The following is a 26,952-nucleotide window of genomic DNA, read 5'->3' on the forward strand; positions in this document are numbered from 1 at the left end:
TTCTCCCAGTTGTGGAGGGTTGAGTAGTGAATGTTTGCTCCGAAGAATTTTCTGCCGTAGTGCTGGGCGTCTCTGAGGGGTAGGTTGTAGTATTGTTTAAAGAGGAGTATTGCCAGTATTGTTTTTACTGGAAATTTTTTGGATTTTGGCAGGTTCTTCAGCTTTCCTTCTGATTCGAAGTCTGCTAAAACGTCAAGAATTGTGAATGCCACGCTTTCAGGGTCTTTGAGTCTGTGATCCCATCTGGGGATCACGGCAACCACCTGAAAGAATTCAGCAAAAACCCTAATAAAGGTTACTATAAACACGCCCTTTTTGTCTCTGCATTGAAGAAGCTCAAGAAAGGGGAGAAACTCGAAAAAGAAGAGGAGAGTGCCTATAGGAGGCTGATAAAGGCAAGCGACTTAATAAAAGCTTATGGCTTTGATGCGGTTTTGGCACTGGCAAGCTATGGCGTTGGTGCGGACACTGCCGCCAGGCTTTTGAGTCAATATAGAGGAGAAGCCCTTCTGGTTGCTCTTTTGGAAGCTGAGAGAAGGTACATAAGGACGAGAAAGTTCTGGAAAGAGTAGTTAGCTCTCTAAAAAGTCTTCTAAGATTTTCAAAAATTCTTCCGGTTTTTCTTCATGTGGTAAATGTCCGCACTTTTCCATCACAACAAGCTGGGAGTCTGGGAGAATACTGTGTAGTCTCTCGCCACTTTCCAGTGGTACTATTGCATCTTCCCTGCAGTAGATTATTAAAGTTGGAATCATCAGGTTTTTGAGTTCTTCGGTTATATCTGGATAGCTGCTATACTTGGTTACCCAGAAAAGACCTTTGTCCCAATCCTTAGCCTTTAGCGGCATTTTGTATCCTTCCCGGACTTCATCAGTAAGCTTGCTCTTGTTGTACCATGCATTTTCAAGTATGTTCTCAAGTCTTCCAACAGAAAGCCGAAGAACCAGAGGGAAATACTTTTCCGCCCAAGGAAGGGAAAATACGAACTTCTGAAGGGTGCTCTGATTTCTTGCTCCCCATGCAGGGGATACAAGGACGAGTTTTTCTACTCTTTCTGGGGCTTTTATGGCCACCAAAATGGCTATCCCGGCACCGGCAGAATGTCCCACCAAAGTGGCTTTTTCCATTCCAAGCTTGTCCATTAGTTCTAAGGTCAATTCCGCAGCTCCTTCTGGAGAATAAGGGTTACAGGGCAATTCTTTCGGATTTTTTCTTTCCGTGAGCCCGAAACCTGGGCGATCAAATGCCACCACTCTAACTCTCAAGTCACTTTCGAGCAGGTATCTCCAAGAAAACGTACTGGCACCAAAGCCATGCAAAAGAAGCAGGTTTCCCTCACCGGGCTTTTCCACGTAATGAACCTTTAGCCCACATACCTCAATGAATTTGCTCTCTGGAAGTGATAACCCCTCTACGTCCTGCCCGGTGCTTGGAATTGGAATTGCATAGAGAATAATCAGGAGCAAAAAGAGGGCACCGAAAAATTTGTAGAGTGCCCTTTTCAAACTCAGCTCCTCCCGTAGATCTCGTTGACCTTCCTCAAAAACTCACTTGCCTTGACTACGTCTCTGACATCTATTCTTTCGCCCTTTGTGTGGGAAATGTCGAGGTTTCCGGGGCCGAAAACAATCGTCTTTGTTCCGTTGTACATGAAGTTAATGGCATCTGTCCAGCTCCTCATTCCTCCGAAGTCTTCCAGATCAACTTCTTCCATGGCTTTTTTAGCCAGCTGCACTATCTCTTCGCTCTCGTCAAGTTCATAGCCGTCCCATATTTCCGTGTACTCATACCGGAGGGTGTATTCGTCCAGGATGGGTTCCATTAAGTCCAGAACGTCCTCAACTTCCTGGTCAGGCAAGAGCCTCGCTTCAAACCTTCCCTTGCAGAGGGCTGGAATTAGGTAGTAGGGGTTCTCACATATCAGCTCCTGCAGCCCTATGTAGGCATCGAAGTACTTTCCCTTCTGCTTGAAGGGTTCAAGGGCCTTGAGCTCTTCTATCATCTTGTAAGCCTGGTCTATGGCGTTTATCCCGCTTTCAGGGCATGCTCCATGAGCTTCTTTACCATCAACTTCGAAGTAAGCCTCTATGTTTCCTGCATGGGCTATGTGCACTTCAAGGTCTGTTGGTTCTATTACTATTGCCATCTTTGGTTTGTAGCGCTCCATAAACAGGGCAGATCCCATTCCTCCTTTTTCTTCGTCACTCACGAATACAACACCGACGTTGAGGTCTTGCTTATCCCGTTTGAGGCTCTCAAGCATTAGGAGGACGCTTGCCAGTCCGCCTTTAACATCGCTCGCACCGGTTCCGTAGACGATGTTTCCCCTGACAAAAGGCTCTGCTCTTATGTCTATCGTATCCATATGAACTTCAAAGAAGAGCTCGGCTTCAGGGTTTACAACGAGATCAATTACTTTCCCGTCGCTCTCTATGTGGACATCATAATCCAATCTGTGGAGGAACTCCATTATGTGCAAGGCAAGGCGATCTTCCTGCCCTGACGGAGAGGGTATTTTTAAAAGCTCAACTAAAATCTCTTTCGCTCTCTCGGCTTTCATTTGGTTCACCTAAATAAAAGTTGGTACTTTGGCTTAATAAATACTGTGGAAAGGAAAACTTTATTTGCCAACCAGATAATCAAGTCTCAGGCGATGAAGAGATTCATCCCTCCTGACGGGACTTGCTCCCCCGAGATGAGGACGCGGTCCCCCCTCGAGCCTTTTTGAGGTGATTACAATGATTCCCGTAGAAATCCCGCCAAACACGGTAATGCTCAAGGGAATAGGGTACGATTCGAACATCTACTTATTTCGTGACGGAAGGGAGGGCGTAATAATTGACACTGGAACCGGGATTTACTGGCACAGGTATTTTGAAGTGTTTGATAGAGAGGGCTACCTTGAAGGACTTGAAAAGGTCACGATTGTAAACACCCATGAACATTTTGACCACGTTGGTGGTAATGAGAAATTTGGGGGGCTACTGGAGCAGAGAGGCATCAATGTTGTTTTTGCCGCTCACAGTAACACGGCAGATGCTATTGAGAAGGGAAACGACTACATTATTCTCTCATACGCTTACGGGAGACGGTTTACGCCACATAGTGTTGACTTAAAGCTCGATGACGGGAGCGTTTTGAGGGTTGGGAAGAAAGAGCTCGTGGTTATTCACACTCCAGGCCACACCGCGGGAAGTATTTGCCTCTACGAGCCAGAAGAAAAAGTCCTTTTTACAGGGGATACCGTATTTAAAGGCACGGTCGGAAGGACGGATTTGCCCACGGGGAGTTTTGAAGAATTGGTAAGAAGCCTGAAGAAGCTGGAAGCACTGGACGTTTACATCGCTTTGCCGGGGCATGGAGGGCTTATAAAAAACTGGAAGGAGAACTTTGAAATAATTAAAAACGTTTTGGGGGCTTTTGAGTGAGAAAGGGCTTCGTCAAGGAGGTTCTCTCCAAAATTAAATATGACCCGAGAGAGAATGAGGATGATTACTACATAGTTATTGAGCATAGGGGCGCGTATGGAAATGTCAAGAAAATCCCAGTTAAGCTCATAGAGCTTGGTCATGGCTATTTTTTCATTGAAGATACTCAGATTCCTTACCATAGAATCCTGGCTGTCGTTAGAAAAGACGGAAAGGTTGTCTGGAAGAAGAGTGGACTCGGGGATGACGTGAGATTTTGAGCTTAGGAGCTTGAGGATGAAGCTCAAATAAAGGGGGTGCCGAAATGATAGACGCTCATGCTCATGTGGAGATGTTCAAGAAGGAAATCCCTGCAATCGTTGAAGAGAGCCAAAAACACCTTGACGCCATAGTGGATTCCATAACCGAGTACCGGAAATTCCATGTATGGAAAAGCTGGGAGCTCCTAAAGCCGTATTTTGGCTTCATGTTTCCAACTTTAGGATTCGCCCCAAACGAAGCGAGAAGGGGCAACTGGGAGAAGGTCAGGAGGGTTGAGGGGTTTATAATGGAGCATGGGGATGAAATCGTTGCCGTTGGTGAGATTGGGCTTGACTACCACTATGCCGAAACGGAAGAAGAACGAAAGAACCAGCGTGAGATATTCAGCCATTTCCTTGAGTTCGCTGCTGAGCTTGGCAAGCCTGTTGTTCTTCACGCGAGGGATGCTGAAAGAGAAGTTTATGAGGCAGTCCAGAGGAGAGGTCTCCATGGCTACTTCCACTCCTATACCGGAGACGTTGAAACGGCTAAAGAGATCGCTGAGAACGGGCATTTCATAGGTATAAGCACCGGAGTGGCTTTCATTCCTGAAGTGAGGGAGGTCGTAAAGGCTTTGGACGTTGAGAACATTCTCGTTGAGACCGATGCCCCCTACATGAGTCCTTTCAAGGGCGAAAGAAATAAACCGTATTATGTGAAGTTCGCCATTGAGGAAATAGCTAAAATAAAGGACATGCCTGTTAAGGAGGTAGAGAGAATAACTCATAAAAACGCTGTTAGGTTCTTTAAGCTGAATCTGAGGTGATTCCTATGGAGGAAGTCGAGAAGGTTAAGGCATTGTGTAAGGAGCTTAATGAAGAGCATCTCCTTAAGGCTATTGATTCCTTTGTATCCCTTCAGAAGGAGCTCTCAAGCAAAAAAGGGGAGGATTTCATAAACGTTTCCATACTGGGCTTTATCGAGGGGATTCTGGTAAGTCTCTCAAGAAAGCATGAAAACGAAAAAATAGGTGAGCTTTTGGAGGAGGTTAGGGCAAAACGGGCGGAGCTGGAAGAGAAATTTAAGAAGCCAAGAGTTCCGCTCTTTGAAAATCCCTGATCAGCCCTGGCTGTACTCCTCATTGCCAATAGGGCTCAGGGTAAGCTTTCATCACCCTCGTCTCTGAATTCTGGCAATTCTATTTTAATGCTTTTTCCTCAGTAGAAATCCTTGAAGAGCTCGTCCTCTTGCAGGTAGCTTCGCCTCAGTTTGAGTGCAGTTTTTGCCTTCTCAAGCTCCCTCCCAAGGTAAAAAGCGTGTCTGGGTGAAATTTCGAAATGTTCCAAGATTGTGTCAATTATTGCGTTTGGTTCTTCTCCAACCACTGTTAGGAGCTGTTTAGTGCCCTTGTGTGCTATCGCCCATATCTTATCATCCTTAAGGAAGATCCTGAAGTAGATATCCTCAAGCTCCACGCCTTTTTCCTCGGCATTTACGATTGGGGATTTCACGGTATAGGTAACTCCCTTGCTTCTTTTTTCCTTTAAGAGTAATAGGTCAAAGCCAAGGTCTTTGGGAACCTCAAAGATCATCATGTCCAGAGCTCTCTTCAGCTCCTTGACACTCCCCCTGCACTTCGTGCTGACTTCCGTAGTGAGGAGGAGTGAGATGTTCAGTTCCTTTGCCACTCCTGCCAATAGGGCGTTAATCCCTACGCTGTCCGCGTCTATCATCTCCACAACGTTTCCGACCCCAGCTAAGAGAACATCTTCCTTGTGCTTTTCTCTGTAGAGCTGGAAGGCTGAGATGGAGCGGGCTAAGTGAGGAACATGCTCAAGAATCAAATCCGGAATAACCCTCTTATACCCCAAGGAAAGCGCTTTTTCTTTGAGCTGCTCTAAGAATTCAACTCTCTCTCGGGGATTGGTTGGGAAATAGCCTTTTTTCTGATTTGTCGGGATCAAAACGACGGGCTTTTCAGTCACCATATCTTCTAGGTTGCTTTCATCAACGCTTAAAAATAAGTCCGCGAAGTCGAGGGCTTTTTCAAGTTCTCTTGGGTTTAGGGAATCGAAGCTTATCGGAACCGTATAACCGGAGTTTTTTAGGGCTTCTCTAAGCTCTGGAATGCTCTCGATGAAGTCGAGGTTTTCTTCTCCGCTGACCATTCCTATATCAACTATATCGGCTCCGCTCTTAATATAGTAGACAGCCTTATTGAAAAGCTCTTCAAAGCTGAGCTTTGGGGCATCTACAATCTCGGCTATTATTCTCTGCGGAAAGTCAAGTCCGACGGGCAGATTTCCTATAAGGAAGTTATAAGGCCTCTTGAGGGCTTTTTCAATGTATTTTTTGTTTTTTGCCTTGTTTTTAATGTCCTCGACTTTCTTGAGGGCATCTATCTCAAATAGGTCATCAGCGGGAATTTCTTTGCTCAACTTGAACCCATTTTTGAGTGCTTGAAGGACTTGAGGTAAGTCATAGGCATTTCTTGGACCTTTAAACGTGGGAATTCCTAGGGCATCTTCAATCTCCTGAGCAGAACCTCTCACAAGCCCGGGAATTAGTATCAGGTCGTAATCCTTTATGTGGGCTTTTTTTAAGCAGTTTACAATCATTTTCGGCGTTAGAAAAGCAGCCACACTAACCGGACATACGACCACATCGCACCCTTTTCCATACTTCCTAACCAGAGGCTCTGCGAGGATTCCCGTGACGAGTAAGATTTTCATGTTATCATTTTTGCATTTCATGGTTATAAATCTCTCTCAAAAGGTTTATTAGAGCAGGGGTTCTCAATTAATCGAGGCAGTTCCATGATCGTGGTGAAAAATCTCACTAAGAAGTTTGGCGAGAAAACAGTGCTCAATGGGATAAGCTTTAGGGTTAATGATGGCGAAATTTATGGGCTTCTAGGACCCAACGGAAGTGGAAAATCGACCACAATGAAGATTCTGGTTGGTATACTCAAACCTACTTCTGGAAGTGTAAGTATAGCGGGCATTGACCCTTTAAGAGACCCCGTAAAGGTGAAAGAGGTCGTGGGATTTGTGCCCGAAACCCCTGTTCTGTATGAAAGCCTAACGCCAGAAGAGTTCTTTAATTTTGTTGGGAGTGTTAGAGGAATTGCTAAAGAAAAGCTGGAGGAGAGGGTTAACTATCTTGTCAAAGCCTTTGGGATTGAGGAGTACCTCGATCAGTTTATCGGAACGCTGAGCTTTGGCACACAGCAGAAAATTTCTCTCATCTCTGCCCTACTTCACGACCCACAGGTTCTTGTTCTTGATGAAGCCATGAACGGCCTTGATCCTAAAAGTGCTAGGATATTAAGGGAGCTTCTCCTCGAATTCAAGGAAGAGGGGAAGAGCATAGTGTTTTCCACTCATGTGTTGCCCTTGGCAGAGATGATATGTGACAGGATTGGGCTTATCTATAAGGGAGAGCTTATTGTGGAAGGAACAATGGAGGAGTTAAAAGAGAAAGTTCATGAAGAAAACTTGGAAGATATTTTCCTCAAGCTGACGGAGAGCAAAGGAGAAGTGGAAAATATTTTGCAGGCTCTGAAAGAGGCTTTATAGGTGGTTTTATGCTGGAAGTCCTTTATCGCGAGCTTCATTACCGGATAGCAAAGAGAAACCCTCTGGTAGCAAACGATGAGAGACAGTTTCAAAAGGCAATTAAAAATGCAATGAAAAGGAGCATTGGAGTTCAGGTACTTGGTTTCCTTCCATTTGGCTTGTTGATGGCGTCTATCTTTGCTTTTACCAATGAGAAGCTGGTTCTTTCTTCTCTAATGGTATCCCTTGCGTTGATACCATTCGTATTCGCGATGTACGTTACTGCAGTGCAGACCTCCTATGTTCTTTCGGTGGGGTTGTTTGAGCCTTTAAAGCTCCTCCCAATAAAAATGGGCTCCAGATATCTCAGCGGTCTTTTGCTTCTTGAAATTTCTCCTTCCTTAGCTACAGTCCTCCCAAGTGCGCTCTTCCTTATGGTGAAATATCCTTTATCGGGGTTTCTTGCAGTCCTCTGGCTGCTGCTAGGGTTATTTTTGGGACACACGCTTGGATTGCTCTTGGTTAACTTTTTCTCTCTCAGGATACATCAAAGGGCAGGAAGAGGGCATTTTTTGAAGAGCTTTGCCCGGGTCGTGATGTTCCTGCTCTTCATAGGCATGTTCATGATGATGAACTACCTTCAGTACTACATAAGGGAGCACTCTGAACAGGTTGCTGGAATAGTGGAAAAGTACTTTATTGCGTATCCTTTTGTCGTCTCCTCTATCTTTGACCCTCTGCGAAGTATGGCACTTTTTCTTGCTTATTTGAGTATCTTTGGACTCGTGTATCATCTAACCCTCAAAGGAGTATGGAAAAAGATTCTCGAACCCCCTGTGGTTTCGGAAAGGCGCAGCATCTCAAAGTTCAGGGCATCGCTAAGGGGCAAAATCTTAGCTTTGGTTTTAAAAGATTTCAAGATATTCGCTAGAAAACCGGCGATGCTTGTAGCTTTTCTTTTCCCCATCTACGTAATTTTCCAAACACTTGTATCTGCACTTCAGAGGGGGGAATTGGGATTAGAAGATCTCTTGCCTGTGCTTTTTATGATCGGTCTTTTTTCCGTTCCGGGTGCTGATGCAGTTCTCAAAGTTGAGGGAAAGAATTTGGACTTCCTCAGGACTCTCCCCATAAAAAAGAGAGACTTTGTCATTGCAAAAGTTATGTCGATGGCCCTTATTCCGACATTCTTGGGACTTTCCTTGGTAGCTCTTGGCGTTTTTTATGGCTCAGAGGCTTTTGTTTTATTGCCCTATGCTCTTTTCCTTCCGTTTATAGCGTCTTCCATAACGATGCTTTATTTTTTCAGGTATAAGGGAGAAGAGATTGGTATTCCCGAGCTTAGATGGCCGCAGATAATCCTCATGTTCATAATTGTCGGTATAGTTTTCGGCATCATTGCCCTTCCGATTTTTGTAGGCGCTAATGTAATTGAAAGCGAACTGATAGCCCTTTTGACGTCTTTAACTCTGGCATTCCTCCTTGGAAGGCTCAGCAGGTGATGTGGAATATCCCCAGTGTTTTTCTCTTCTTCCTGAGCTCTTTGAAGACTTTTGCCGCCTCAGGAGTGGGCTTTTCGATTACTTCTTTTCCCTCTATTAGCTTCTTGCTTTCTGGAAGGAGTGAAAGCATTCCATAGATGCCCGTTCCAACGACGAGAACTTCGAAGTCTTCTTTTAAGTACTCCTTCAGCTCCTCCGGGTCGAGCTTGTGGCTTGTCCCGTGTTTTTCTTTTGAAATCCCCTTTTTGCGCCTTTCAACTTTTCCCGAGGGGTAGATAACGATGTCGTGAGAGTATTCTTTTCCATTCACGCTTATTCTCCCAAACTCAACTTTGTCTATCATTATAATCACCTAAAAACACGGAATGCATCTTCTATAATCCTCTCGTGGTCAAAGGCAAGCTTTAGTTTCAATACCTCATCAAGAGTGAAGGCTCTTGCCTCGCTCGCATCGTCTCCTCCTTTCAGCTTTCCCCTCCCTTTGGCTAAGAACGCTATTGTAACCGTATGTCCCCTCGGGTCTCTCTTCGGATCGCTGTAAACACCTATAAGGTCTAAAAGCTCGATATCCAGCCCGGTTTCCTCCTTTGCTTCCCTTATGGCAGCATCTTCTACTCTCTCCCCATACTCTACAAATCCTCCCGGCAGTGCCCAGTAGCCCTTATACGGCTCATTGCGCCTCTTTATGAGCACTATGCCATCTTTGTGCAGTATTACGAGGTCTACGGTTAAGCCTATGCACCTATGAAGCTCGGCCTTAACCTCTGGATATTTGGTTTGTATGAGCTTTTCTATATCTTCCTTGATTGGATTTATGTTGTATCCCTTAGGGGCTTTTAGAAGGAGGACGTATCGCTCCATAGTCTCACCTCGGCTAAGTCCCTTCTCATCATTCATCAGCGTGCTGACGTTTCCTCATCGGTGTTTGCTTTTTCTACTTTTACAAATTTAGCCTTTTCCATGGCTTCAGCAATGGGGAAGTCAATTGTTCGTCTCTCCAAAAACGTCGCCGTAAAGGCATTCGCTCTCTTTAGGGCTTGAATAAATGGGCAGTCCATGTAGAAATATGCAAAGCTTGCCAGGAAAACGTCTCCAGCTCCGGTGGGGTCAACAACATCAATCTTAAGAGGAGAATAAATGTATTTATCCCCTTTATAGTACGCTACGCCCCGCTCGGCTCCGTTTGAGATTAGAAGGACGTCAATATCGCCTGGATTTAAGTTCTTTATGTGCTGGAACTCATTGGCATCTGCGTGGACAATATGAGCATTTTTTAAAAACTCCCCGTTTATCTCGTTTAACACAACTCTCCCGTTTTCAAAGTCCCTAATAAACCCCTGGGCATCTGTGGCGACGTTTTTGGCTTTTACAAGGCTCAACGCTTCTGGAGGAATCTCATTTGCAACGGGATTGAACAGTATTATGTCGAACTTTTCTTGGGGGATTTCATCAAGGGTGAAGGGATCGGCCTTGGAGAGGAGCTTAAGATGTCTGTTTTCTCCATCTAGATAGAGGAGTTCATAAGTTGTGCTTTTTTCAGAGGGAATTATTATCGTTGATATTCCGTAAGATTCGAGCTCTTCAAGCCACTCAACTGGAAAGTCCTTTCCTACTTTGGTTAGAACCACAACTTCGCAGAACTTTGAGAGTGCAAGGGATGAATAATATGCCCCGCCGCCGATTCTCTCGGTTTTCCTTCCATCTTTTACTATGGTGTCGTGGGTTAAATGTCCAACCACCAGACATCTCATTCCTCTCACCGCAAGGTTTAATTAGGTAAAGCCCCCTTTTAAATTGATGCCTATGTTTGAAGGAGTTTTTGTTCCTCATATAACCCCATTTGATGATGAAGAAGAGATAAATGAAGAAATGTTGCGCGATCTCGTCCATTACTTTGCAGATGCTGGTTTAAACGGCCTGGTGACTTTAGGGAGCAATGGAGAATTCCCCTATTTGAGCTTTGAGGAAAAGCTCAGGGTTCTTAAGATTGTGAAGGATGAGTCTCCGGTTCCAGTTATAGCCGGCGTTGCGGAGAACTCTACCAAGGAAACGATAAGACTTGCAAAAGAAGCCTGGGACATGGGAGTGGATGCCCTCTTGATAGCTCCGCCATATTATTTCAAGCCCGACAAAAGGGAGCTTTTCGCTCATTATTCCAGAATTGCCTACGAGGTAGAGGCTCCAATTTTGCTCTACAACGTTCCAAAGTTTACCACAATCAACATAGATCTGGATGTAGTCGAGAAGCTTGTGGAGGAGCACTCCAACATCGTTGGGATAAAGGACTCAAGCGGGTCAATAGGAAGAATAACAGAACTCATAAGGCGTGTTGGGGACAAGATAAGCATCTTGGCTGGAACAGCCGATGTTATGTATCCCTCATGGATGTTGGGAGCACATGGAGCTGTTGTTGCGGTTGCAAACGTCGCACCGAGACTTTGCGTTGAGCTTTACAATGCGTTTCTTGAGAAAAGGCATGAAAGGGCAAGAAAGCTCCAGCTCATGATAAACTACCTCAACGAGGTTGTTGTCAAGAAGTACAACCAGATAAGTGCTATAAAAGAGGCTATGAGAATGCTCGGCTTTGAAGTGGGTTATCCAAGGATGCCGGCTTTGCCTCTTGACGAAAAAGCCCTTGAGGAGATAGAGAGGACTTTGGTCGAGATAGGTCTTTTGTGATGCACAAATCCGTGAGCAACCTTAGGTTCAAAAAGAATTAAAAGACCTCCTCCTGTAGTTTTTATTAGGTGGGGAAAAATGTGTTTGGCAATGCCTGCTAAGGTAGTTGAAATTAAAGATAACGTCGCAATAGTTGATTTTGGCGGGATTAGGAGAGAAGCACGCATAGACTTTGTTAAGGATGTTAAAGTTGGCGATTACGTTATAGTTCACACGGGATTTGCCATTGAAAAACTGGATGAAAAAGCTGCCCTTGAGAGTTTGAAAGCCTGGGAAGAGGTCATGAAACTCGTGGAGGAGTGAACATGGAACTCTCGATTTTTCAGGATAGAGAGTTAGCTCAGAAGATCCTCCAAGGGATAAAACGAGAGGCGGAGAGAATAGGCAGGGAAGTAAAGCTGATGCACGTTTGTGGTACTCATGAAGACACCGTGACGAGGAGTGGAATAAGGTCTCTTCTTCCCGAAAACGTTAAAGTTATGAGCGGTCCCGGATGTCCCGTCTGTATAACTCCTGCAGAGGACATTGCGGCAATGATGGAGATAATGCGCAAAGCGAAAGAAGAGGGAGAGGAGATAATCCTCACGACCTTTGGGGACATGTATAAAATCCCCACAGCAGTGGGAAGCTTTGCCGATCTGAAAAGTGAGGGGTTTGATGTTAGAGTTGTTTACTCGATTTACGATTCCTATAAGATAGCACTTAAAGAGAAGGACAAGCTGGTGGTTCATTTTTCTCCGGGGTTTGAAACCACAACTGCTCCCGCTGCGGGCATACTAAAGGAGGTTATAGAGAAGAGAATAGAGAACTTCAAAATATATTCAGTTCACCGCTTAACTCCTCCAGCGGTTGAGGCGTTGATTAAACAAGGGACGGTTTTTGATGGGCTTATAGACCCTGGACACGTTTCGACAATAATCGGCGTGAAAGGATGGGAGTACATAACAAAAGAATATGGAGTTCCCCAGGTAGTTGCGGGATTTGAGCCGGTTGATTTTCTCATGGGAATATTCATGCTCTTGAGAATGATAAGAAAGGGAGAGGCAAAAATAGAAAACCAGTACACGAGGGTTGTGAAATACGAGGGCAACGTTGAGGCTCAGAGAACGATAGAGGCTCTCTTTGATGTCGTTGATGCAAAGTGGAGAGCTTTGGGTGTAATACCAAAAAGTGGGTTGGAGCTCAAAAAAGAGTATAAGGATTATGAAGTAAGAACATTTTACAGGGTAAAGCCTCCAGAGCTGCCCGATCTGGAGAAGGGATGCATATGCGGGGCAGTGCTTAGGGGACTGGCGTTGCCAACGCAATGTCCCCTCTTTGGAAAGAAGTGTACTCCAAGAAACCCGGTTGGGCCGTGTATGGTCTCCTATGAAGGAACCTGCCAGATATTCTACAAGTACGGGGCGCTCTTTTGATTTTGCAATTTTTATTTCCGATATTGCCTAGGGTTAGAAAAGGGCTCGGAGGGTGTTCACGTCATCACTCCTCAGCATGCTTGCTAATCGTCATCGCCTGAAGTAGCTACGCTTTCCTTCTTTTAAAGCTATCCCAAAAACGTGAAGCCCTATGCTAGGAAAAATTTTTATGCTTGTAAAACAACATTTCTCTGATTCCTACGGAGGTGTCGCTGATGATTAAGGCATCAAAACGGGCATTGGGTATTGAATATGCTATTAGAGATGTTGTTCTGCCCGCAAGGGAGCTTGAAAAGCAGGGAATAAAGATTATCAAGCTAAACATAGGTGACCCGGTAAAGTTTGATTTTCAACCACCGGAACACATGAAAAAGGCATATTGCGAAGCAATAATGGAAGGTCACAACTATTACAGTGACAGTGAGGGAGAAAGAGAGCTCAGGGAGGCTATCGTGGAGAGGGAAAAGAAAAAGAACGGCGTGGACATTACTCCAGAGGATGTCCAGGTTACAGCTGCCGTTACCGAGGCATTGCAGTTCATTTTTGGGGCACTTATTGATGGGGGCGAGGAGATACTAATCCCCGGGCCGAGCTATCCGCCATACGTTGGGCTTGTGAAGTTCTACGGTGGTGTTCCTAAGGCTTACAGGACAATTGAAGAAGAGGGCTGGCAGCCTGATATAGATGACATGAGGAAAAAGATAACCGAAAAAACGAAAGCAATAGTTGTTATAAACCCAAACAACCCCACTGGAGCCCTCTATGAAAAGAAGACCCTTCAGGAGATAATAGACCTCGCCGGTGAGTATGGTCTGCCAGTAATAAGCGATGAGATTTACGACCTTATGACTTATGAAGGAAAGCACGTTTCTCCGGGCTCGTTAACAAAGGATGTGCCCGTAATAGTCATGAACGGTCTCTCAAAGGTTTACTTTGCGACGGGATGGAGATTGGGCTATATGTACTTCGTGGATCCAGAGAATAAGCTTGCTGAAGTTAGGGAGGCAATAGGGAAGCTCGCGAGATTGAGGCTCTGTCCAAACACTCCGGCTCAAAAAGCGGCAATCGCTGGCCTTAGGGGCCCAATGGATTATCTCGAGGAATACATGGCAAAGCTGAAAGAGAGAAGAGACTACATCTACAAGCGCCTTAATGAGATGCCCGGAATAAGCACCCAGAAGCCACAGGGAGCGTTCTACATATTCCCCAAGATTGAGGAAGGTCCATGGAAGAGCGACAAAGAGTTCGTCCTTGATGTCCTCCACAACGCCCATGTGCTCTTTGTCCACGGCTCCGGCTTTGGCGAAGGTGGCGAAATGCACTTCCGTTCAATATTCTTAGCTCCGGTTCCAGTGTTAGAAGAAGCCATGGACAACCTGGAGAAGTTTATGAAAGAAAGGCTTGGATGATTTTTCCTTTCTTTTTAACCTCCCGAAACAACCGGGATTACTTCTACATAGTCGCCATCCTTTACTGGGTCGTCTTCCAGGGCTACTTTTCCATTTACTTTGGCTATGGCACTTTCCGTGTTGAATCCCACTTCTCTAAGAACATCTTTGACCTTCATGCCTTTTTGATACTCTATCTCCTTTTCTATTTTCCTTCCAATAACCTTAATCCTGATCACTGCTATCACCGGGGAATCATGAGCACGGAGCTTTTTAACTTTGTCGAAACGGACAAGCATAACTTTTATATGTTTAAAACGCTATTTAGTAATTTGGGGTGGTACATTGGACATTACTGAGACTTTTGTTTACGGCTTTAGTTCAGTGGGTTTCCTAAATGGATTACTGTTTCTCTATGTATCTCTAAAAAGCAAAAGAAAATCTCCTCTATTTTTTGGTCTCGCATGGTTTTTTTCAATAGCAGCCGTGACATCTAGTATTTTCTTTACTCTACACTGGGCAAACGTTTTTGCAGGTTATCCCAGGGATTTTTAATTCTGGGCATTCTTGGAGTTTTAAAAGAGGAGCATGGAAACATAAGTATCTTACGCCTCAGGACCCTTTACTTGATCCCCCTTACCGTAATGGTTTTTGGCATTGCCGAGAGCATTATAGAAACTGAGCCTGAAGACGGTTTTGTCATTGGCGGGATTTTTGGACTCTTTGCTACCTTTGTTTTTGTCGAATCCCTTAAAAGAACTCACGGCAGGAATATAGTTATTATGGGTTTATTGTTTGCCTTTGGGTCTCTCATGACTTCCCTTTACCCCATATTTCGTGGAGAAATTGCTGAACTTTCTCCCTATGCTGCGTTGGGAGTCTTATCGTTTTCATTTTTAGCTTTCTTCTCATACTATAAGATTATTTTCAGCGAGAGGTTTTTCAAAACAATTCCCCAAGCCACCATCGAAACTCCAGAATTAAGAGGAGTTCATCTGGAATCCCCGGAGGGATTTGAGAACTTGAAAGAGAGCTTAAAAGACTATCCAGTGCTCGCATTCATGAGGGGTCTGAATTCGCCAGAAGGATGGACCACTTACAAATTCAGCACGATTGAGGGAGAAAACGTCATTTATCCTACGGATTTATACAGAATAACCGACTTCGTTTTTAGATACCTCACGGAAGCCAAGAACAAAGGAGTTAAAGGTGTTGTTGTGCTTGAGGGTCTTGAATTTCTCAGGGTTTATAACGACTTTAAAGCAGTTGCAAAGATGATAGCGTCAGTCAGAGATTATGTTCTTTCTTATGAGGGCGCTTTGATAGTTGTTCTCGATGAAAAAGCATGGGATGAGAAGGAGTTAAACACTCTGAAGAGAATGCTGTTATGAATCTCTGGTGAAGCAGGGAAAACCCAAAGCCCGAAACTCTTTAAGCTTTGCTGGAGAATGTATACACGTCGATGATGGTCGAGGCCCGGCACTGAAGGGTGATGAAGGCCATCACACCTGAGACAAACTCTATACTGCTCTTATAACTTTTTCTCTTTTCTGAGAACAGCACTTTCAACGGTTTTTGTAATTTCAATAGGAGTTCTTGATAATAGCATCAGAAAGTTCCAGAACAGAGCAAATTTATGGCGGACCGGCGGGGATTTGAACCCCGGACCCTCGGCTTAGGAGGCCGATGCCCTATCCTGGCTAGGCTACCGGTCCACTCCCGTTTCTTATCGCCCATTTTTGGCTTATAAATCTTTTGTTAAACAAAATAGTTTAACGGAAATCAAAGGGTATTTAAACTTCCCTTCAAAACTTTCTCTGGTGTGGCTGATGGTGGATGAGCTGGACAGAAAAATAATCTCTATTCTTCAGGAAGATGCCCGACTTTCATATAGGGAGATAGCGAAAAAAGTGGGAGTTGCTGTGGGAACGGTGTATAACAGAATAAAGAGGCTTGAAGAAGAGGGGATTATCCGAGGGTTTGCTCCAAAATTAGATTACGCTAAACTTGGCTATGACCTTACGACGATAATCGGGGTTAAAGCTCAGGGAAAGAGGATAATTGAGATTGAGAGGGAAATAGCCAAAGATCCCCATGTTGCTTGTGTTTACGATGTTACGGGGGAATACGATATAATAGTCATCGCAAAATTCAGGGGAAGAGAGGATATGAACAGGTTTGTCAAGAAGCTTTTGAGGATAGATGGTGTGGAAAAAACTTACACCCACGTCGCAATGGACATAGTAAAGGAAGATTTAACGCTAGAGGTCTAGGAAATTCCTCACAAATCTTTTCGCCAAGTTTTGCACAGTTTCAGCGGGCAACTTTACTTTTTCTCCGTTCACCGTGCCTTCAAATATCAGGGGAATTGGATTTAGAGTTTCTATGACCTGAAACTCTTCATTTTCGTTTAGCGTTGCCTTTAGAACTTTTCGATATTCTTGAGGGGGTACAACCTTTATAACGCCGTGTAGCTCCAATCTCTCTCCACATTCCTTCTCACTGCGGATAAAGTCAAACTCCTCCCCGAGCTTTGCCTCCACCATTATGCTCTTTCCAGCCACATTGTATATCATAAACCTGTCTTCATTCTCCAAATTTTCCATATTAAGTCCTCCAAATAAATAATAAAAGTCAAAGCTTTACCATAACGTCCACGGGGATGTTGTATTCCTCTTTTATCCTGTCTATTGCATTGCCGGCACTTATAAGGAAGAACATTCCTGCAGGTGTTGCATTTGCCTGCTTGCACATCTCTATGAGAGCCCTTTGGGTTTCTCCACTCCTCACAACATCGTCAACTATTAAAACCCTCTCTCCCTTTTTAATTGCCCAAGAAGGGAGGTACAGCGTCATAACGCTTCCTGAAGAGCTTGAGACATAATTTACCTCGTAAAACTTTTCCACTCCAACTTCTTTCTTCTTCTTTGCGTAGACGACATCTACCCCAAGTTCGTTTCCGATGTGAATTGCCAGAGGGATTCCATCCGTAGCCGCCGTTAGTATTTTGTCTATGTCCATCTCCATGTACCTTGAGGCAACGTTCTCTGCAACAAGGCTCATCAGATCCGTATCACTTAGAATTTTCAAGTTGTCAAACAGTCCATGCTTATCAAAGACTATCCTCCTCTTAACTTCCTCCTCGAGGTTTACGTATGGGGAGAGAACCTTTATTAGCTCTTTGGCACGCTGTGTGCTTGGAAGGACTTTTCCCCTTACGTATCTGTTGAGCACCGTTATTGGAAGCCCAGTGATCCTTGAGAGTTCTTCATATGTATAGCTCTTTTTTAAGAGCCTTAAAATCCTGATGACACGGAGTTTCTCTTTAACTGCCTCTATCTGACTCAAGCTCCCACCTCCTGCTGGTGGGATAATATTGACAAGAAAATGTATAAATAGGTTTCGGTTTATGCTCAAATTATAAGATTTGCTGGTTTATTCTGGTGATTGGAGATTCCCATTTTCTGCCGGTATTCCGAAATTACCTCACCAAAATACCGCATGACAAAATCTAAATCTATATGCTCTCCATCTGGATGATTAACCCCCTTACAGAACGGATCTTCCTTTACGTACACCTCGATAACGAGTCCGTGCTTGATTAGAATAAAGGGGTAAAGCTTACATGCCAATGGGCGTTTGGAGTAGATCTTGCACTTTCCATTTTCCCCAAGGAAGACACAGCCATCGTCAAACGGTCTTTTCTTAAGTCCGTATCCCAAAAACTTATCTCCCCTGTAGAACATTTTCTCATAATCCACGAACTCCCACGCGTTAAATCCCAAATCCTCTATTCTTGTTATATCCTCATCTCTGAGGGGTATCTCAAGGTTTATGCAGCAGTTGGCACACTGGAGGCATTTAAATTTAAAAGAGGGATCGCTTTTAATCTGCAGGGTTTCCAAATTTATTGTCGCTACCCACCTCTTCTCCACCTTTTTATCACCTCAGCTCCCGTAAGAGCTTGCTATTAGTGTTTCGGTCATCTCTATCTCATTTATTTTTCTTAGAACCTCATCGTGGAATTTGTCCAGCTCTTTAATGTCATTAACTTCGACTCTTATGATTATGTCGTATTCTCCATAGACTTTGTATATCTCCTTCACTTGGGGGACGTCCTTCAGCTTTTCATATACCAGGTCTTCATTTCCGGGCTTTACAATAATTAAAATAAATGCCTCCATCATATGCCCAACCCTCCAAAGTTAAACTTCTTGGCCATCTTAGCCAATTTTCTTTTGTCCATACCCTTAAAGAATTTTTTCATCTGTTTATACTGGTTGAGCAGTTCTTTTACATCTTTTGTGCTAGTGCCAGAACCCCTTGCTATTCTCTTGATCCTTGAGTAGTTTATTATCTCGGGATTTTCGAGCTCTTCTTCAGTCATGGAATCCATAATTACCTTGAATTTTTTCAGTCTTTCTTCACTCACCTTAATTACTTCGTCTGGGATAGAATAACCCATTCCCGGGATCATCTTCAGTATCTGCTGGAGTGGCCCCATTTTTCTCATAGCCTCTAACTGAGCATACATGTCTTTGAGGTTAAACTTCCCTCTCAAGAACTTCTCAACGTCTTCTTCTTTGAATTCAGTCTCCTTGCTAAGTTCCTCGAACTTCTCCAGCAACCCTTGAATGTCCCCCAATCCTAAGAGCCTTGAAACAAAGCGCTTTGGATCAAAAGGTTCTAAGTCATCTATCTTCTCACCAACACCAATGAACTTTATTGGGGCTCCAGTTGCTACAACAGCGGAAAGAGCCCCTCCCCCTTTGGCTGAACCGTCTAGCTTGGTTACAATTATCGACCCTATAGGAGTTGCCTCCTTAAAGGCCAGCGCCTGATTATACGCCTGCTGCCCAATAGTTCCATCGATTACGAGGATAACCTCGTGGGGCTTTATCGCCTCGCTTATCTGCTTCATTTCCTCTATGAGTCCTTTCTCTTCCTTGTGCCTTCCTGCGGAGTCCACTATGATAATATCAACGCCCTTCTTTTTGAAGTACTCCACTCCCTCTTTGGCAAGCTTCACGGCATCTTTTTCTTCGGGATTTCCAAAAACCTCAATACCGTAAGGCTCCACCAGCTGCTTTAGCTGGAAATAAGCACCAGGGCGCCAGGTATCTGAACATACCAAGCCAACCTTATATCCATGCTTTTGGAAATACCTCGCAAGCTTTGCTATGCTTGTTGTTTTTCCTGATCCTTGAATACCAACGGTTAGGAGAACAGTCGGCTTTTCTTTTATTTCTATTGGCTTTGCTTCTTTTCCCAGGAAGTTTGTCAGCTCTTCATAAACTATCTTAATTATGTGCTCCTTTTTAGAAACTCCAGCCGGCGGCTTTTCTTCCAGGGCTCTCTTCTCAATTTTTTTGGTAAGATCGAGAACCAGACGTACATTAACGTCACTCGTAAGTAGGGCTCTCTGAATGTCTCTAACTACCTCTCTCACAAGAGCTTCATCAACAGTACTTGCACGCGCAAGCTTTCTTAAGGCGTTATTGAGTGACTGACCGAGCTTGTCTAATACCATTTTTCTCCACCATATGAAAAAGCTGTCCTTAGGTTTATAATCCTTAGCTCTCCAATTTATGTATTTATGAGTTCATTTAGGAAAAGAAACCCTTGGAAAGTCGCTTTAACTGATCATATATGTACATTAAACTTTGAAAACGATCACCTGGCTCCTTTTCAAGGAGTTTTGCATTTTACTGCTCATCCATAGCTAAAAAAGGGCTGAAAATGTTTTTAAAGGAAATTAATTTAGCAATATCCGAGCGAGAACCTAAAAAAGAAAGGAGGTGAGAGAAATGGACATACTACTGTGGCTTTATGATTATCTTTACACAAAGGAGCTCGAAAAAAGAAAAAGAAGGCCAATAGTTGAGGAGCTTGCATTCCTTGAGCAGTTATACTAGTTCCTCTCCTTTAGTTTCTTTTCCGAGGACAAGGACATCCAAAGCTCCCATAATTGAGATCACGGCCATTATAAGCACTGCTGCTCCTGCAGTTGAGGTTTCCATAATTTTCCCGGCCAATATTGGGGCCAATCCCCCTCCGATTCTTCCCATTGCTCCTGCCCATCCTGTTCCCGTTCCTCTGACTTCTGTTGGATAAAGTTCGGGAGTGTAGGCGTATATAGCTCCCCATGCTCCAAGATTGAAAAAGCTGAAGAGAATCGCGCTTGTGAGTATCATATTAACGTTTCCTGAGCTTGCATAGTGGTAGAACATGACTCCCGCTAAGCCAGATAGCAACAAATAAGTGGAGAGCGTTTTCTTCCTTCCTATTTTTTCGAGAAGATAAGCTGCGCTCCAGTATCCTGGTAACTGGGCTGTGGCGGTTATTAGAAAGTACTGAAAGCTCTTAAAGACGGTTATATTCAAAGTTGTTGCCAGAAACTTTGGAAGCCATATGAAGAAGCCGTAGTAAGCGAAGGCTATGCTGAACCATGCAATTGACAGCATTAGCGTTATTCTGCCATATTTTGTCCAGAGCTCGATTATCGTTATCTTTACTTGCTTACCCTCTTGCACCTTGATTTCCGCTTTTCTACCGAATATCCGCTCTACAATCCTATTAGCCTCTTCGGTTTTTCCTTTAAGGGCCAAAAACCTCGGGGACTCCGGAATCCAGAGTATTATCGGGAGCAACAGCAATACACTTCCTCCAAACAGGAGAATGCTTCTCCAGCTGGCTTTTAAGAGGATTGCAACTATTCCTACTATTATGGTACCAATCGCCCAGAAACTTTCTAATATAGATATCATTGCACCTCTAACTTTTGCAGGCATGAATTCGGCAAAGTAGGAGCTTGCAACCGGTAAAGCTCCTCCCAGTCCAAGCCCTACTATAAACCTGAGGACTATGAGCTGATTTAAGCTATTGGCAAAGCTACTTGCGATGCTTCCCAATCCAAACAGCGAAACTGCAATGGTTAGGGCTTTTTTCCTTCCTATATAATCGGCAACTGTTCCGAAGAACCATGCTCCGAAGAGCATCCCCCATAATGCCGCGGACCCCATGGCTCCGAGCTTGCTTAAGCTACCCTGAAATGCAGGTTCTTTGCTTAACAAAGGAATTACAAAGCTTACAGAGAGAGTATTTACTGCTATAAATGCCCATACCGTTCCGAGAATTGCTAGGAGGATATAATGAAATCTTCCAAATTTTGCCTTGTCTATGACCTCCATGATCATCACCGAACAAATGTTCGGTTAACGCTTTTTAAACCTATTGCGAACCTTGAGGGGGGTAGGTATGAAGATACACTACGAATGTTTTACCTGTATCGCGAATCAGTGCCAGAGGATAATTGAAATGAGCACCGAAGATCTAGCAAAAAGAAAGAAAGCTGCTGTTTTCAGCGCAAAACTTATGGGGAAGTTTGAAGAAGACTCAATACCCGCTATAGTTTCCAGCAAAATATTTTTTGATCTCTATGCGTTCCTTAGAGTTCAGGACCCATTTAAAGCCTACAAAGAGACCTCCAATAGGTTAGCGGAGAGAGTTCTAAATGATATTGAGAAAATCATGAAAATTGACCTTAAAACGGCGTTAAAGCTTGCGATAGTAGGCAACGTAATCGACTTTGCCGTTGGATACTCGCCAGAAAAGATTGAAGAAGATATAATGAGGCTCATTAAAGAAGACCTCTACATAGACCGCTCTGAAGAGCTCTTTGAAAAACTTGGAAACGCCAAGGTCTTGCTGTACCTTACCGACAACTGCGGGGAGATATACTTTGACAGGCTATTCTTGAGAAAGGTTCAAGAAGCTTTTCCTCACCTGAAAATCTACATTGCCGGAAAGGAAGCTCCGATAATAAACGATGCCACAGTAGAAGATTTAAAAGCGGCTAAACTCGATGAAATCGGGACGATAATTTCAACGGGTTCTAGGATTGTGGGTGTTCCATTTGGAGAGGTCTCAGAAGAATTTATGGGGATTTTTGAAAAAGCCGACGTCATTATTGCAAAAGGACAGGGGAACTTTGAGACCCTCAGTGAAATTAACGATAAGCGCGTCTTTTATCTTCTGAAGGCGAAGTGCCGCCCGGTAGCAAGGGAATTGGGGGTTCCTCACGGAAGCATGGTGTGCATATAGACATCTGACGATACTATCCTTGACAAGCATCGATTAGAAAGGCTTTTATACTTTGAAGTTGTATAATATAGTGGTGATGTCTATGTCAACGATAATTAAAAAGGATTTAAAGAAGTTCATGAAAGAACTAAAACTTCATTACGACGATGTCTGGCGCGTTCCTTCAAGCGAGTACCTTAAGAAGCCTGATTTTGTTGTAGTGGATCCTAAAACTGGCAAAAAAATGAAGGTTAGCTTCGTGTCATTAGATGATGGCGAGGTTGTTAGTGTAGTTTATGACGAACTTAGCTAGTTCGTTTTTTGACGAATTTCTTTCCGTCTTTTGTTTTATGGCTGTAAAATAAAAATCGTCAAAACGGTTAAATATTTCTTTGTCCAATTTTCTATGATGAGGAACAATGAAAGATGCCGTGATTAATGATATTTTTGATCTCGTCGGGATAATAGCGGATCCAAAAATTAGGGCACTTACATACGCTAATATCGGAGTCGAACTTTTTCGCATGGGCAACAAAAAGTACAAAGATGCCTTTAGAAAAGCCCTAGAGACTGCAGAGGAAATTGAAGATGCTGCTGAACTTACTTTTCTGCTTATTCAAATTGCCACTTATTTGGGGGAAACAAACAAAGCCATTGCTATAGGAGTTTTTGACAGGGTTCTCGAACTAGTCGAGCGCATGCCTTCTAAAACACGGAATAGTGCGCTGGAAAAGATGGTAGAAGCTGCGTTAAAACTCAAGCTCTACGATTTAGCTGTTTCTTATGCGATGAAAATCAAAGACGATAAAGTGAGAAATAGCATGCTTATTCCAATCATCAAAGGATATCTGTCCGAAGGTCAGCTTGCTAAGGCAATTAAAGTCTCAAAAGAGTTGCTTGAAGAACCCTGGAGCTCAATGGCGAAATCAGAGATAATAAAATATCACATTAAGAGCGGAGAAATCACAAATGCCCTGGACATCTTTAACACGATCGAGGAAAACAGAGAGAGGTTCATCAGCGAGATTGTGGAAGAGCTTGTTGAGTCTCCCGAGCATGTTTCAAAGTTCTTTGAACTCCTGAGAGGGGAAGAATTAGTAATCGCTGCAAAGAAACTGCTGGACATTTTAATAAAATCTCCGACGAGAGAATACATCGAGCTGGTGGAGAGGATTGCGGAGAGAATACCTGATGAGAGCGTGCAGGTAAAGGTAGTGGCATTTTTAACAAGGGTCGGAGAAAAAGAAAATGCCCTAAAATATGCAAACAGAATGCAGAATGACTATTTACGCTCCTTGGCATTTGGAGAAATTGCTTTGGGTTACCTAAAGGAGAACGACCTGGATCGGGCCATAGAAACGGTAGAACACGTTAGAGATTTAAAATGGAACTCACGGCTTTTGGCGGAGATACTGATTAAGATTCTAAAACTTACAGCGGAAGAGGAATCCAAGCAGGGACATTAGCTTTAAATTCTTTTCTTCCAACTTTTTCCGGTGATGCTTGTGGTAAGGATAGCAATAATAGGTGGCTCTGGAGTTTACGATCCAAAGCTCTTGGAAAACATAAGAGAGAAAAGAGTTGAAACCCCCTATGGGGACATTAAGGTGAAAATTGGGACGTATAAGGGCGAAGAAATAGCCTTTCTGGCAAGGCACGGAGAAAAGCATAGCGTTCCACCGCACAAGATAAACTACCGCGCCAACATATGGGGGTTGCATGAGCTCGGCGTCGAGAGGATACTCGCAACTTCTGCAGTTGGATCCCTAAACGAAGCCATGAAGCCGGGGGATTTCGTTATACTTGACCAGCTCATTGATTTTACAAAAAACCGGGTTTATACTTTCTATGATGGAGAAGATTCACCCCATGAAAGGAAGTTCGTTGCTCATGTTGATTTCACCGACCCCTACTGTCCAGAGCTTAGAGATGCTTTAATAAGAGCAGCCAAAGAGTTAGGCTTCAGCTATCACCCGAGAGGGACTTACGCTGCAATGGAAGGGCCCAGATTTGAAACAAGGGCGGAGATTAGAGCGTTGAAAATCCTCGGTGCTGATGTGGTAGGGATGACTCAATCTCCTGAGGCAATCTTGGCAAGGGAGCTTGAGATGTGCTATGCGAGTGTTGCCATTGTGACCAACTATGCCGCTGGCATAAGCAAGACCAAGCTCACCCATTCGGAAGTTGTGGAACTCATGCAGCAAAAAAGCGAGGAAATTAAGCTCCTTTTAATGAAATCTGTGGAGTACATTCCAAAGATCAGGAGATGTGCGTGCAAAGACGCTTTAAAAGGTGCCACTGGGTGATTATCTTCTTCTATCTTTTCAACTTAAGTTTGCTTCTGGTAATTTCTTGGAAGGTATAACTTCTAAGTTATTATTTTGAAGATACACTGTTTCTATTCTCGGTGGAGGAATTTTTCTACTGCCCACACTAGAAATTTGTAAATATTGTCTTGGACAAAAACAAATGTTTTTATACCAATAACTCCATAAATATAAATGATATTATTAACATACTGCCGTCAGCTCTTTTCTTTGAGGTTGGTGGTGGTATTGTTAATAATGTCAGTCGAGATGATGGAGGGTCTCGAGATGAAGAAAACGCTGGAAAAATTGGGGGTCCCGTTCTTTTTGGTATTATTACTTGGGATGTTTTTTGGAATACCACAAGTGAGTGCGGCAACGGATTATGAGCTCCTCTGGCATAAGACCCATAATTTCTGGCTCTCTGAAGGCGTAGGGGGCATTGATGTTGCCTCAAATGGTGATATAGTAGTGGTGGGACATACGTACTTTTCTGCATTTTTCCAGAGGTTCTTGATCTTCAAAACCGACGAGAATGGCACTCTTAAGTGGAACCAAACATTAAATTACAGTCACATAGGTTATGCTGTTAAGGTTCTTTCGAATGGCGATATTATAGCAGCAGGATATGCATTTGGATTTCTTTCTCCAAGTCATCTAACAATATCCAGATTTGACAGTGAAGGCAACGAAAAATGGCATAGTGCCTATTACGTGGGCTCCTCAGAGGTTATCTATGGGGCTGCCATCGCTTCCAATGGAGACGTTATAGTTGTAGGTAGTAAATACGGAGGGTCTTCAGAAGGTGGAGAAAACGGGAAGTACCTAGGAGATGGAGGAGAATCCCCTGGTAATGACGTATGGGCTCTTAGACTCAATGAAAATGCCACGGTAAAGTGGGAAAAGACCTTTGATGTGAACGGGGATGACGTGGCTCACGAAGTTTCGATTGCTTCAAACGGAGATCTTATAGTGGTGGGGGAATCAGGAAGCTATTATTCCAAGGATTTTTTGGTTCTAAGGCTTGATGAGAATGGTAACCTGATCTGGCAAAATACTTACAACAAAAACAGCTTAGATGTTGCCAATGCAGTTTCTACGGCTTCTAATGGAGACATTATAGTCGTTGGTCAAACTGGAGAAAGTGAAAATGCATTAGAAGATATTTGGATTGTCAGAGTATCTAGTAGCGGAACTCTAAAATGGGAAAAACAATTTGGGGGAGAATCAATGGACTTTGCCTATGCTGTAAGGGCTCTCTCCAACGGTGACATTGCAGTTGCGGGCTTCACTAAAAGCTTCGGTAAACCGGAAGGAGATGCATGGGTTCTAGTTTTGGATAGCTTGGGGAATGTGAAGTGGAATTACGCATACGATGAAGGTCATACAGAGGTTATCCACTCGATCGATATTGCGCCGAATGGTAATCTCATAGCAGCAGGATGGTCAGCGGGAGATTATGTAGACAGCATACTGTTGATGGCAATAAAACCACCCGGATCCGAATTTATCCCTATCAGAGAAAGAGAACCCCAAGAGAATCCCTATCTTTTAATTGCCCGTGTATGGACTGAGCGGTTCCTCATGTATCATGACATATTTGATGAGCTATATGAGAGGGCAGTTTCGCTGGGTGTTGATAACGAAACTTTAGAAACTTCGTTGGGGCTTCATAATAATGCCACCAGCTTAATTCTGGACGCCTGGAGGTGCAACACTCTAGAAGAGGTACTTAGAAAAATGAAATTCGGAATACCAAAACTCTACAGCATCAGGAGAGCACTTCTAATGGAACTGGAAGCAATAGAGCTTCTAAAGGATGCAATAACTGAGTTGCAGCCTCACTGATTCTTTTTTTATGTTTTTAGAAGTTTGGGTTTTGGTCATCAAAAGAACTTTAAGAACAAATTGTGGTGCGGTGGCCGGGATTTGAACCCGGGCCCGCGGCGTGGCAGGCCGCTGTCCTGGGCCAGGCTAGACTACCACCGCACAAGCCCGGTAGATAATCACTTGCAGACGCTTTATAAATTTTTCGCCTTAATGGGGCGTGTTTATAGTAACCTTTATTAGGGTTTTTGCTGAATTCTTTCAGGTGGTTGTCGTGATCCCCAGATGGGATCACAGACTCAAAGACCCTGAAAGCGTGGCATTCGCAATTCTTGACGTTTTAGCAGACTTCGAATCAGAAGGAAAGCTGAAGAACCTGCCAAAATCCAAAAAATTTCCAGTAAAAACAATACTGGCAATACTCCTCTTTAAACAATACTACAACCTACCCCTCAGAGACGCCCAGCACTACGGCAGAAAATTCTTCGGAGCAAACATTCACTACTCAACCCTCCACAACTGGGAGAA

32 protein-coding genes, 2 tRNA genes and 1 pseudogene are annotated in these 26,952 nt (G+C 43.8%); 19 read left to right on the forward strand and 16 right to left on the reverse strand.

What is annotated here, in order from left to right; all coding sequences use genetic code 11:
- The coding region (locus GBV73_RS04990) for a hypothetical protein (protein WP_152878814.1) at positions 1-308 on the reverse strand (308 nt) is incomplete at its 3' end.
- Positions 309-314: 6 nt separating this feature from the next.
- Between GBV73_RS04990 and GBV73_RS04995 the strand changes: the two are divergent.
- A pseudogene (locus GBV73_RS04995) lies at positions 315-572 on the forward strand (hypothetical protein); the annotation flags it as partial.
- On the opposite strand, the gene GBV73_RS05000 reads toward GBV73_RS04995, so the two are convergent.
- Together GBV73_RS05000 and GBV73_RS05005 are read right to left on the reverse strand one after the other, a co-directional pair.
- The gene (locus tag GBV73_RS05000; protein WP_172967202.1) at positions 573-1,505 is read right to left on the reverse strand and encodes an alpha/beta fold hydrolase; all 933 of its coding nucleotides are present in this window, start codon (positions 1,503-1,505) and stop codon (positions 573-575) included. It abuts the pseudogene before it with no gap.
- Between the two features lie 2 nt (positions 1,506-1,507).
- Positions 1,508-2,560, reverse strand: a complete 1,053-nt coding sequence (locus tag GBV73_RS05005) for a M20/M25/M40 family metallo-hydrolase (RefSeq protein WP_152879769.1) — start codon at positions 2,558-2,560, stop codon at positions 1,508-1,510.
- A gap of 178 nt (positions 2,561-2,738) precedes the next feature.
- Between GBV73_RS05005 and GBV73_RS05010 the strand changes: the two genes are divergently transcribed.
- Genes GBV73_RS05010 through GBV73_RS05025 form a run of 4 tightly spaced genes read left to right on the forward strand, consistent with a single transcriptional unit; the run spans position 2,739 to position 4,787 of the window.
- On the forward strand, positions 2,739-3,428 hold the full coding sequence (locus GBV73_RS05010) for an MBL fold metallo-hydrolase (protein WP_152879771.1): 690 nt from the start codon (positions 2,739-2,741) through the stop codon (positions 3,426-3,428).
- A complete protein-coding gene (locus tag GBV73_RS05015) occupies positions 3,425-3,688 on the forward strand; it encodes a DUF504 domain-containing protein (RefSeq protein ID WP_225807515.1) in 264 nt (87 codons plus the stop codon). Before GBV73_RS05010 ends, GBV73_RS05015 begins: the two co-directional genes overlap by 4 nt.
- 44 nt (positions 3,689-3,732) lie before the next feature.
- Positions 3,733-4,494: a YchF/TatD family DNA exonuclease gene (locus GBV73_RS05020; RefSeq protein WP_152879773.1), complete on the forward strand. Its 762-nt coding sequence runs from the start codon at positions 3,733-3,735 to the stop codon at positions 4,492-4,494.
- A 5-nt stretch (positions 4,495-4,499) separates the two neighbouring features.
- Positions 4,500-4,787 (forward strand): DUF3216 domain-containing protein, encoded by a 288-nt coding sequence (locus tag GBV73_RS05025; protein WP_152879775.1) that lies wholly within the window; start codon positions 4,500-4,502, stop codon positions 4,785-4,787.
- 98 nt (positions 4,788-4,885) lie between these two features.
- Here GBV73_RS05025 and GBV73_RS05030 read toward each other — a convergent pair whose 3' ends face one another.
- The gene (locus GBV73_RS05030; RefSeq protein WP_152879777.1) at positions 4,886-6,400 is read right to left on the reverse strand and encodes a dihydropteroate synthase-like protein; all 1,515 of its coding nucleotides are present in this window, start codon (positions 6,398-6,400) and stop codon (positions 4,886-4,888) included.
- Positions 6,401-6,484: 84 nt separating this feature from the next.
- Between GBV73_RS05030 and GBV73_RS05035 the strand changes: the two genes are divergently transcribed.
- Both GBV73_RS05035 and GBV73_RS05040 read left to right on the forward strand, forming a co-directional pair.
- The gene (locus GBV73_RS05035) at positions 6,485-7,246 is read left to right on the forward strand and encodes an ABC transporter ATP-binding protein (RefSeq protein WP_152879779.1); all 762 of its coding nucleotides are present in this window, start codon (positions 6,485-6,487) and stop codon (positions 7,244-7,246) included.
- Between the two features lie 8 nt (positions 7,247-7,254).
- Positions 7,255-8,727: a hypothetical protein gene (locus GBV73_RS05040; protein ID WP_152879782.1), complete on the forward strand. Its 1,473-nt coding sequence runs from the start codon at positions 7,255-7,257 to the stop codon at positions 8,725-8,727.
- Here the strand turns inward: GBV73_RS05040 and GBV73_RS05045 are convergent.
- The 3 genes from GBV73_RS05045 to GBV73_RS05055 are packed head-to-tail and all read right to left on the reverse strand — an operon-like array spanning position 8,717 to position 10,478.
- Positions 8,717-9,070, reverse strand: a complete 354-nt coding sequence (locus tag GBV73_RS05045) for an Mth938-like domain-containing protein (RefSeq protein WP_152879784.1) — start codon at positions 9,068-9,070, stop codon at positions 8,717-8,719. The genes GBV73_RS05040 and GBV73_RS05045 overlap by 11 nt on opposite strands.
- A gap of 5 nt (positions 9,071-9,075) precedes the next feature.
- Positions 9,076-9,588, reverse strand: coding sequence for an NUDIX hydrolase (locus GBV73_RS05050; protein ID WP_152879786.1), 513 nt, complete (start codon positions 9,586-9,588; stop codon positions 9,076-9,078).
- 35 nt (positions 9,589-9,623) lie between these two features.
- Positions 9,624-10,478, reverse strand: a complete 855-nt coding sequence (locus GBV73_RS05055) for a PfkB family carbohydrate kinase (protein ID WP_152879788.1) — start codon at positions 10,476-10,478, stop codon at positions 9,624-9,626.
- Between the two features lie 46 nt (positions 10,479-10,524).
- On the opposite strand from GBV73_RS05055, the gene dapA reads away from it, so the two are divergent.
- The 4 genes from dapA (at position 10,525) to GBV73_RS05075 (ending at position 14,230) form a co-directional block, all read left to right on the forward strand.
- On the forward strand, positions 10,525-11,406 hold the full coding sequence (gene dapA, locus GBV73_RS05060; protein WP_253910301.1) for a 4-hydroxy-tetrahydrodipicolinate synthase: 882 nt from the start codon (positions 10,525-10,527) through the stop codon (positions 11,404-11,406).
- A gap of 78 nt (positions 11,407-11,484) precedes the next feature.
- Positions 11,485-11,709, forward strand: a complete 225-nt coding sequence (locus tag GBV73_RS05065; protein ID WP_152879790.1) for a HypC/HybG/HupF family hydrogenase formation chaperone — start codon at positions 11,485-11,487, stop codon at positions 11,707-11,709.
- A 2-nt stretch (positions 11,710-11,711) separates the two neighbouring features.
- Positions 11,712-12,821, forward strand: a complete 1,110-nt coding sequence (gene hypD / locus GBV73_RS05070) for a hydrogenase formation protein HypD (protein WP_152879792.1) — start codon at positions 11,712-11,714, stop codon at positions 12,819-12,821.
- A gap of 215 nt (positions 12,822-13,036) precedes the next feature.
- Complete coding sequence (locus GBV73_RS05075) at positions 13,037-14,230, forward strand: pyridoxal phosphate-dependent aminotransferase (RefSeq protein WP_152879794.1); 1,194 nt, start codon at positions 13,037-13,039, stop codon at positions 14,228-14,230.
- Positions 14,231-14,244: 14 nt separating this feature from the next.
- Here GBV73_RS05075 and GBV73_RS05080 read toward each other — a convergent pair whose 3' ends face one another.
- On the reverse strand, positions 14,245-14,448 hold the full coding sequence (locus GBV73_RS05080) for a MoaD/ThiS family protein (RefSeq protein ID WP_225807864.1): 204 nt from the start codon (positions 14,446-14,448) through the stop codon (positions 14,245-14,247).
- Between the two features lie 387 nt (positions 14,449-14,835).
- Here GBV73_RS05080 and GBV73_RS05085 point away from each other — a divergent pair, with 387 nt between their 5' ends.
- The gene (locus tag GBV73_RS05085) at positions 14,836-15,600 is read left to right on the forward strand and encodes a DUF835 domain-containing protein (protein ID WP_152879798.1); all 765 of its coding nucleotides are present in this window, start codon (positions 14,836-14,838) and stop codon (positions 15,598-15,600) included.
- A gap of 246 nt (positions 15,601-15,846) precedes the next feature.
- Here GBV73_RS05085 and GBV73_RS05090 read toward each other — a convergent pair.
- Positions 15,847-15,924, reverse strand: a tRNA-Arg gene (locus GBV73_RS05090).
- 111 nt (positions 15,925-16,035) lie between these two features.
- Here GBV73_RS05090 and GBV73_RS05095 point away from each other — a divergent pair.
- Positions 16,036-16,482, forward strand: a complete 447-nt coding sequence (locus GBV73_RS05095) for an Lrp/AsnC family transcriptional regulator (RefSeq protein ID WP_048874713.1) — start codon at positions 16,036-16,038, stop codon at positions 16,480-16,482.
- Here the strand turns inward: GBV73_RS05095 and GBV73_RS05100 are convergent.
- The 6 genes from GBV73_RS05100 to GBV73_RS05125 form a co-directional block, all read right to left on the reverse strand.
- Positions 16,471-16,815, reverse strand: coding sequence for a hypothetical protein (locus GBV73_RS05100; RefSeq protein ID WP_152879801.1), 345 nt, complete (start codon positions 16,813-16,815; stop codon positions 16,471-16,473). The two genes, GBV73_RS05095 and GBV73_RS05100, sit on opposite strands and share 12 nt — an antisense overlap.
- 28 nt (positions 16,816-16,843) lie before the next feature.
- Complete coding sequence (locus GBV73_RS05105) at positions 16,844-17,557, reverse strand: phosphoribosyltransferase family protein (RefSeq protein ID WP_152879803.1); 714 nt, start codon at positions 17,555-17,557, stop codon at positions 16,844-16,846.
- 65 nt (positions 17,558-17,622) lie between these two features.
- A complete protein-coding gene (locus GBV73_RS05110) occupies positions 17,623-18,144 on the reverse strand; it encodes a YkgJ family cysteine cluster protein (protein ID WP_371717017.1) in 522 nt (173 codons plus the stop codon).
- A 12-nt stretch (positions 18,145-18,156) separates the two neighbouring features.
- Positions 18,157-18,396 carry an Lrp/AsnC family transcriptional regulator gene (locus GBV73_RS05115; protein ID WP_152879805.1) on the reverse strand — a complete coding sequence of 80 codons (240 nt, stop codon included), beginning with the start codon at positions 18,394-18,396 and terminating at the stop codon, positions 18,157-18,159.
- Entirely contained in the window at positions 18,393-19,739 is a 1,347-nt protein-coding gene (locus GBV73_RS05120) for a signal recognition particle protein Srp54 (RefSeq protein ID WP_152879807.1), read from the reverse strand. The genes GBV73_RS05115 and GBV73_RS05120 overlap by 4 nt, the downstream gene beginning before the upstream one ends.
- Before the next feature lie 376 nt (positions 19,740-20,115).
- A complete protein-coding gene (locus GBV73_RS05125; RefSeq protein ID WP_042696909.1) occupies positions 20,116-21,399 on the reverse strand; it encodes an MFS transporter in 1,284 nt (427 codons plus the stop codon).
- Between the two features lie 67 nt (positions 21,400-21,466).
- Here GBV73_RS05125 and GBV73_RS05130 point away from each other — a divergent pair, with 67 nt between their 5' ends.
- The 5 genes from GBV73_RS05130 (at position 21,467) to GBV73_RS05150 (ending at position 26,445) form a co-directional block, all read left to right on the forward strand.
- Complete coding sequence (locus tag GBV73_RS05130) at positions 21,467-22,312, forward strand: damage-control phosphatase (protein ID WP_152879809.1); 846 nt, start codon at positions 21,467-21,469, stop codon at positions 22,310-22,312.
- Between the two features lie 82 nt (positions 22,313-22,394).
- Positions 22,395-22,604, forward strand: coding sequence for a hypothetical protein (locus tag GBV73_RS05135; protein WP_042696904.1), 210 nt, complete (start codon positions 22,395-22,397; stop codon positions 22,602-22,604).
- A gap of 106 nt (positions 22,605-22,710) precedes the next feature.
- On the forward strand, positions 22,711-23,757 hold the full coding sequence (locus GBV73_RS05140; protein WP_152879811.1) for a lipopolysaccharide assembly protein LapB: 1,047 nt from the start codon (positions 22,711-22,713) through the stop codon (positions 23,755-23,757).
- 39 nt (positions 23,758-23,796) lie between these two features.
- Entirely contained in the window at positions 23,797-24,597 is an 801-nt protein-coding gene (gene mtnP, locus GBV73_RS05145; protein WP_042696899.1) for an S-methyl-5'-thioadenosine phosphorylase, read from the forward strand.
- A 195-nt stretch (positions 24,598-24,792) separates the two neighbouring features.
- Positions 24,793-26,445, forward strand: coding sequence for a PQQ-binding-like beta-propeller repeat protein (locus GBV73_RS05150; protein ID WP_152879813.1), 1,653 nt, complete (start codon positions 24,793-24,795; stop codon positions 26,443-26,445).
- A gap of 63 nt (positions 26,446-26,508) precedes the next feature.
- Here the strand turns inward: GBV73_RS05150 and GBV73_RS05155 are convergent.
- A tRNA-Gly gene (locus GBV73_RS05155) sits at positions 26,509-26,586 on the reverse strand.
- A 58-nt stretch (positions 26,587-26,644) separates the two neighbouring features.
- Between GBV73_RS05155 and GBV73_RS05160 the strand changes: the two genes are divergently transcribed.
- The coding region (locus GBV73_RS05160; RefSeq protein WP_152878644.1) for a hypothetical protein at positions 26,645-26,952 on the forward strand (308 nt) is incomplete at its 3' end.

Source organism: Thermococcus sp. 101 C5, assembly GCF_009372125.1.
Classification (GTDB): Archaea; Methanobacteriota_B; Thermococci; order Thermococcales; family Thermococcaceae; genus Thermococcus_A; species Thermococcus_A bergensis.

Excerpts from the sequence above, each read along its gene's own strand:
- GBV73_RS05100 (WP_152879801.1), bottom strand. The coding sequence starts at position 16,815 with ATGGAAAATTTGGAGAATGAAGACAGGTTTATGATATACAATGTGGCT.
- GBV73_RS05035 (WP_152879779.1), top strand. The coding sequence starts at position 6,485 with ATGATCGTGGTGAAAAATCTCACTAAGAAGTTTGGCGAGAAAACAGTG.
- GBV73_RS05130 (WP_152879809.1), top strand. The coding sequence starts at position 21,467 with ATGAAGATACACTACGAATGTTTTACCTGTATCGCGAATCAGTGCCAG.
- GBV73_RS05075 (WP_152879794.1), top strand. The coding sequence starts at position 13,037 with ATGATTAAGGCATCAAAACGGGCATTGGGTATTGAATATGCTATTAGA.
- GBV73_RS05010 (WP_152879771.1), top strand. The coding sequence starts at position 2,739 with ATGATTCCCGTAGAAATCCCGCCAAACACGGTAATGCTCAAGGGAATA.
- GBV73_RS05045 (WP_152879784.1), bottom strand. The coding sequence starts at position 9,070 with ATGATAGACAAAGTTGAGTTTGGGAGAATAAGCGTGAATGGAAAAGAA.
- GBV73_RS05140 (WP_152879811.1), top strand. The coding sequence starts at position 22,711 with ATGAAAGATGCCGTGATTAATGATATTTTTGATCTCGTCGGGATAATA.
- dapA (WP_253910301.1), top strand. The coding sequence starts at position 10,525 with ATGCCTATGTTTGAAGGAGTTTTTGTTCCTCATATAACCCCATTTGAT.
- GBV73_RS05005 (WP_152879769.1), bottom strand. The coding sequence starts at position 2,560 with ATGAAAGCCGAGAGAGCGAAAGAGATTTTAGTTGAGCTTTTAAAAATA.
- GBV73_RS05135 (WP_042696904.1), top strand. The coding sequence starts at position 22,395 with ATGTCAACGATAATTAAAAAGGATTTAAAGAAGTTCATGAAAGAACTA.
- GBV73_RS05115 (WP_152879805.1), bottom strand. The coding sequence starts at position 18,396 with ATGATGGAGGCATTTATTTTAATTATTGTAAAGCCCGGAAATGAAGAC.
- GBV73_RS05150 (WP_152879813.1), top strand. The coding sequence starts at position 24,793 with ATGATATTATTAACATACTGCCGTCAGCTCTTTTCTTTGAGGTTGGTG.
- GBV73_RS05020 (WP_152879773.1), top strand. The coding sequence starts at position 3,733 with ATGATAGACGCTCATGCTCATGTGGAGATGTTCAAGAAGGAAATCCCT.
- GBV73_RS05030 (WP_152879777.1), bottom strand. The coding sequence starts at position 6,400 with ATGAAAATCTTACTCGTCACGGGAATCCTCGCAGAGCCTCTGGTTAGG.
- GBV73_RS05025 (WP_152879775.1), top strand. The coding sequence starts at position 4,500 with ATGGAGGAAGTCGAGAAGGTTAAGGCATTGTGTAAGGAGCTTAATGAA.
- GBV73_RS05125 (WP_042696909.1), bottom strand. The coding sequence starts at position 21,399 with ATGGAGGTCATAGACAAGGCAAAATTTGGAAGATTTCATTATATCCTC.
- GBV73_RS05065 (WP_152879790.1), top strand. The coding sequence starts at position 11,485 with ATGTGTTTGGCAATGCCTGCTAAGGTAGTTGAAATTAAAGATAACGTC.
- hypD (WP_152879792.1), top strand. The coding sequence starts at position 11,712 with ATGGAACTCTCGATTTTTCAGGATAGAGAGTTAGCTCAGAAGATCCTC.
- GBV73_RS05120 (WP_152879807.1), bottom strand. The coding sequence starts at position 19,739 with ATGGTATTAGACAAGCTCGGTCAGTCACTCAATAACGCCTTAAGAAAG.
- GBV73_RS05055 (WP_152879788.1), bottom strand. The coding sequence starts at position 10,478 with ATGAGATGTCTGGTGGTTGGACATTTAACCCACGACACCATAGTAAAA.
- GBV73_RS05050 (WP_152879786.1), bottom strand. The coding sequence starts at position 9,588 with ATGGAGCGATACGTCCTCCTTCTAAAAGCCCCTAAGGGATACAACATA.
- GBV73_RS05040 (WP_152879782.1), top strand. The coding sequence starts at position 7,255 with ATGCTGGAAGTCCTTTATCGCGAGCTTCATTACCGGATAGCAAAGAGA.